The organism is Phytoactinopolyspora alkaliphila (genome assembly GCF_010550695.1).
In the GTDB taxonomy this organism is placed as follows: domain Bacteria; phylum Actinomycetota; class Actinomycetes; order Jiangellales; family Jiangellaceae; genus Phytoactinopolyspora; species Phytoactinopolyspora alkaliphila.
Window position 1 is genome coordinate 1 of the sequence record NZ_JAAGOB010000026.1, and the last position, 4,240, is coordinate 4,240.

Genomic DNA, 4,240 nt, shown 5'->3' on the forward strand with positions numbered 1-4,240 from the left:
GGGGCGCGCAGGGCGAGCCGGAACCGGCCGAGACGGCCGCGCTCACGGGCGAGGCGGATGACGCTGAGACGAGTGATCTGCAAGTCGAAGAGCCGACTTCCGGTGAGGATGCGGCCGATGAGCCGGCGTCGGAGGAAGAAGCTACTGAGGAGCCAGCCGACGGGGAAGCGGCTGAGGAATCGGTCGACGAGGTGGCGACCGACGAGGAGACCTCGACGGAGAACTCTCGCGACGGCCCGGCCGCTGAGGACACCGGCAAGTCTTCTGAAATCGCTGCGAATGACTTCAGGGTTGCGGCGGCGACTCCGGTGTATGAGATCACCGGTCGGTGGGTGAACCCGCCAGCCACGATCTCGCGGGGTAACCCGGTGGTGGGTGAGTGGCGGATCAATATCAACGATGCCGAGAACCCGCCGAGCAACGAGCCGGTGGACAACGTGGTGGCGACGTTCACGGTGGACAAGGCGTTCTTCGCCGAGATCCCGGACATGTGTCTCACCACTGGCGTAGACCCGGCGTCGAGCCTGAATGACGCCCGGTCCGAACTCACGTGTAATTTCGGCACCGTCAACATGGGCACCGCGATCGTGCTGCAGACCCCGGTGGTGGCCAACGGCGTCACGGGTGAAGAAATCGTGATGGATGGCACGAGCCCCGGTGGCGAGACGGTGGATCTTCCGCCGATCCCGATCCGGAACCCGTTCGTGATGGACATCCACTACGGGACGAACACCAACCTCGCCGACTGGGACGATACCACCAACCCTTCTTATGTTGACGTCGACATCCAATGGTCATTGCGGCTCGGCAAGGGCTCAGATCCGGGCCCGGATGAGGTCACCTACCGGCTGAATGTCACATCGAACACGGGTGCCGCTGTCAACGTCGGCGCCAATCCGAGGAGCGGTCTCAGCTGCTCCCCGTTCGACTTGGGTAACGCCGAGGGGCACCCGTGGTCCCACATTCCTGCGAACTCCCGAGGGACGAACTTCGTCGACGAGTGCATCCTGGCGCCGGTGCCGGGCCAGCCCGGGGTGTTCGATCTGACGCTTCGGGGCATCAACTATGACCTGGTGAATGCGCCCACCCATGACGCTGGGGGTGGCGCGGGCAATCCGTTGCCGCCAGACTGGGACTACGTAGCCAGCGGTTCGCTGTGGTTCCGGGTGTCGACGAACCAAGCCGGCTCGATCAGCCTGCAATCCAACGCGCCGACGTATACGGCGCCGAGTGGCCAGACCTACACCGACCCAGCCGCGAACAACCGGACCAACAAGTCCTACACGCTTCCCGGGAGCTGGTCTGCGGCCTATCAGCGGCCATTCACGGGTTCCGGTGGCACCCACTGGGACGACACCTACCGGGTGTCCACCGGAACGATCGTGCAGCAGAACACCAACAACCGCTTCAGCGGCGACAACGTGGCCGGCAACGCTCAGTACGGCGCGTGTGTGACGCTTGACACCCGATACGCGACATTGACGGAAGCGCCGGCGCCCTGGGGTACCGTCGCGATCCAGGATTTCAACCTGACCGACGGGCGGCAATTCATCGACTCGATCCCCATCGAGTACTACGTGGGCAACAACGCGCTGGTGAACCCGGACAGCCCGCAGTACAACCCGGACCAGTTCGACTGCGGCGGCGATGCGGGCTGGACAACGACGGAACCGGCCGACCTGTCGACGGTGAAGTCGGTGCGGATGCGCTTCCCCTTCTCGCAGTTCGCTGAGGAGGATGCGGAGTGGATCTCGATATTCGCTCAAACCAGGATCAACGATGACGTGCCGGTGGGGCAGGACGTGTGGATGTTCGGCTCCGTGTTGCGTAATGGCAACTGGTTCGGTCCGGAGAACATAGGCGTTGTCACGCCGACCCCGGATGCCCGATACCCGCATACAAGCGGAAGGCGGGACATTCTGCGAATCGTCACGGCGGTGCCCGCGATTCAGAAGCTGGCGGAACGGGCGACGGTGACGCCGGGTGTGCCGGCAAACTTCACCTTGAGGTATTCGGCGAATGGGTCCGGCATTATCCCGGAAACGGTGGACGGCTATGAGATCGTGGATACGTTGCCGTTGGGGATGACGTATGAGCCTGGTTCGGCTGATCCGGAGCCGGTGGTGACGACGGACCCGCAGGGTCGGCAGGTGCTGACCTGGACGTTGGACGGCGTGGCGACGAATGTGTGGCATGAGTTGCCGTATCAGGCGGTGGCTGATTCGAGTATCGAGCCGGGTACGCAGCTGACGAATACGGCGTATTCCAGCTACGGCGGTGAGAACTCGCGTGAGGTGTCGCGGACAGTCACGACCAGCAGCAACGGTTACACGATCATTTTGAAGACGGCGGATGTGGCGTATATCCCGAACCGTGAGGGCGATGGTGTGGGTACGGGGTCGTGGACGGTGGCGATCGAGTCGAACGACCCGATCTCGCAGGCGTTCACGGACACGATCGATATTCTGCCGTACAACGGTGATCAGCGGGGTACGTCGTTCAACGGCACGTACACGCTGGATGACGTGGTGTTGAACAACGGCGGGACGGTGTATTACACCGACGCCGACCCGGCCACGCTGTCCGACGATCCGGCTGATCCGGATAACGGTGCTCCGAATGCTCCGTCGGAGTTGTGGACGACGGAGCGGCCGGAGAACCCGACGGCGATTCGGGTGATCGGTGGTGAGTTGGCGCCTGGTGGGACGTTCTCGTTCCAGGTGGTGATCACTACGGATGGTGCTGAGCCGCAGGATGTGTATGTGAACCGGGCGCAGGCTCGGGCTGAGCACACCGAGCTGGTGATGCGCACGTCGGCGGTGCTGGTCGTGACCGACTATCTGGTGGAGAAGTCCTCCGATCCGGAGTCGGGCACCACGGTGAAGCCGGGTGACGTGATCACGTATACGGTGACGGTGACTCAAGAGGGCGACGTGCCGGCAGGTGCGGTCTTCCGGGACACCATGGCCGGTGTCTTCGACGATGCGGTCTACAACGACGACCTCGCGGCCGATATCGGTGAGGCGACCTTGGAGGACGGCGTCATCTACTGGGAGGGTGATATTCCGGTCGGCGAGGTCGCGACCATCACGTACTCGGTGACGGTCAAGGACGTCGCGGACCTTGCTGAAGGCGAGGGTGAAGAGGGATTCGCCTTCCTGGAGAACGAGGTCTGGTCGCCGGGATGCCCCGATCCGGACGAGGACAGCCAGTGCCGGACCGAGCACCCGGTGGGCTACTACGAGTACTCCAAGACCTCGGACCCCACACCGGGTTCCACAGTGCGGGTCGGCGATGTCGTCACGTACCAGGTGGAGATCACCCAGAAGGGTGAGGGTGCGGTCGAGAACGCACGGATCGAGGACGATCTGAGCGCAGCTCTGGACGATGCCGAATGGAACGACGACGCGCAGGCGTCTCAGGGTGAGGTCTCCTACGAGGAGCCGAACCTGTTCTGGAACGGCGATCTCGACGTTGGTGACGTTGTGACGTTGACCTACTCGGTCACGGTGAGAGACATCGGCGACTTCGAATTGGTCAACGTAGTTACCAGCGACGATCCCATTTCGCAGTGTGTGCCGGCGCCGGATGAGAACCCGGACTGCACGACGAACCACCTGCTGGGTGACTTCGTCGTGAGCAAGGTCTCGGACCCGGAGTCCGGTTCCGAGGTGGAGCCTGGTGACGTCATCACCTACACGGTGAGCGTCAAGCACGTCGGGAAGGCGCCGACGGACGCGGAATTCACCGACGACATGACCCAGGTCCTGGACGACGCGGTCTACAACGACGACGTCGAGATGACGTCTGGTGAGGCGTCGTACGACGAGCCGGTGCTGTCGTGGGCTGGTCCGCTTGATGTGGGCGAGGAAGCGACGGTGACCTACTCAGTCACGGTCACGGCTGAGGGTGACCGGTTCTTGAAGAACGTCGTCACGACTCCGAACCCGGAGCAGTGTGTTCCGGCTGAGGGTCAGGATGAGGCGTGCACCACTGAGCACATCAATGGTGCGTACACGTTCTCCAAGACCGCGGATCCGGAGCCGGGTTCGCTGGTCGAGGCTGGTGAGGTGGTCACCTACACCGTGGCGATCAACCACATCGGTACGGCTGCGGTGGAGGGGGCGATCATTGAGGACGACCTGGCAGACGTCCTCGACGACGCCACCTGGAACGGTGACGCCGAGGCGTCGTCAGGCGACGTCTCCCTGGACGGCACCACGCTCACCTGGACGGGTGA

The 4,240-nt window shown here is 63.4% G+C and carries 1 protein-coding gene; it reads left to right on the forward strand.

The window, feature by feature from the left end:
• A partial coding sequence (locus G1H11_RS24895) for a DUF7927 domain-containing protein (protein ID WP_163821406.1) occupies positions 1–4,240 on the forward strand: 4,240 nt, incomplete at both ends.